Source organism: Corallococcus sicarius, assembly GCF_003611735.1.
Lineage (GTDB): Bacteria > Myxococcota > Myxococcia > Myxococcales > Myxococcaceae > Corallococcus > Corallococcus sicarius.
Genome location: NZ_RAWG01000649.1, coordinates 1 through 1,116, shown reverse-complemented (window position 1 = coordinate 1,116; position 1,116 = coordinate 1). Strand labels below are relative to the sequence as shown.

The 1,116-nt window shown below is 74.6% G+C and carries 1 protein-coding gene and 1 pseudogene; one reads left to right on the top strand and one right to left on the bottom strand.

Annotation, left to right across the window (positions count from 1 at the left end):
• Positions 1-72 precede the first annotated feature (72 nt).
• On the top strand, positions 73-654 hold the full coding sequence (locus D7X12_RS41490; protein WP_120630578.1) for a DUF2378 family protein: 582 nt from the start codon (positions 73-75) through the stop codon (positions 652-654).
• A 28-nt stretch (positions 655-682) separates the two neighbouring features.
• Here D7X12_RS41490 and D7X12_RS41485 read toward each other — a convergent pair.
• Positions 683-1,116, bottom strand: a pseudogene (locus D7X12_RS41485) (serine protease); the annotation flags it as partial.

Sequence of the window (1,116 nt, the reverse complement as noted above, 5' to 3'; positions counted from 1 at the left end):
GGCTCCGGTCTCGTGGGCTCGGAGAGGTGTATAAGAGACAGGTCGGGGGCTGGACCCTGGGGGGGTTGGTGCATGGAGTCATGGACTGAAGCAGGGACGGCGGTGCCGCGGCTCCCGCTGGCGCCGGTGCTGGTGCCGCGCCGCAACTTCGAAGGGCTGTTCGAGCACGCGCTGCGGCCGTCGGGCGGGTTCGCCGAGGCGCTGCGGGACGTGGGGTACGACCCTGAGACAGCGCCCGAGTACCTCTCGCTGGAGGTGTGGCGCGCGGCGCTGGCGGTGGCGCGGCGGCACGCGTGTCCGGGCCTGCCGGGCGAGGAGGCCAACCGGGTGCTGGGACGGCACTACGTGGAGGGTTTCTCGCAGACGCTGGTGGGGCGCATCTTCGCCACGGCGGCGCCGCTGCTGGGCGTGGAGCGGTGCCTGTCGCGCCTGCCCACGTACCTGCGCGCGGGGCGCGAGGACATGAAGCTGATGCTGGAGGCGGTGCGCGCGCGCGAGTGGCGGGCCACGGTGGTGGACGCGGATCCGCTGCCGGACTTCGTCGCGGGCGTGGTGGAGCAGGTGCTGCGCCGCACGAAGGTGCTGCCGCGCGTGGACGTGATGGAGTGCGCCTCCCACGCCTATGCGCTGCGGATCCGCTGGGACGAGGCCTGATCCGCGCGGCCCGCGCGCCCCCCTGCCGCTAGTTGAGGTACGTCTTCGGCGGGGGGCGCTTCGGGGCGGACACGGGGCTCGAGGGGCGCGACTGCCGCCACCGGCCGATGACGTCCATCAGCCCGTCGAACGTGTCGCGCAGGGCCCAGGCGCGGTCCTCCGCGTCCCGCAGGCTCTCGCACCGCAAGAGGCCGTCGCGCAGCGCGCGCTGGACGCCGGGGCAGTCGTCGCGCTCGTCGATGAGCTGTTCGGCGGTGTGCGCGTAGAGCCGGTAGCAGCCCTCCACGTCGCCCCGGTTGTAGGCGGGGGCGCCCACGTTGATGGCGTGGCCGAGCAGCGCGGCCACGGCCTCCACGGCGGGCATCGCGCAGCCCTCCAGCAGGCCCACGGGATGCTGGGGCACCTGACGCACGCGGCTGGCGCGCAGCCGGGGCGCATCCAGCGCGGACAGGGGGTGGGGGG

Bases quoted from the DNA above. Each gene is read 5' to 3' on its own strand.
- D7X12_RS41490 (WP_120630578.1), top strand. From the start codon at position 73: ATGGAGTCATGGACTGAAGCAGGGACGGCGGTGCCGCGGCTCCCGCTG.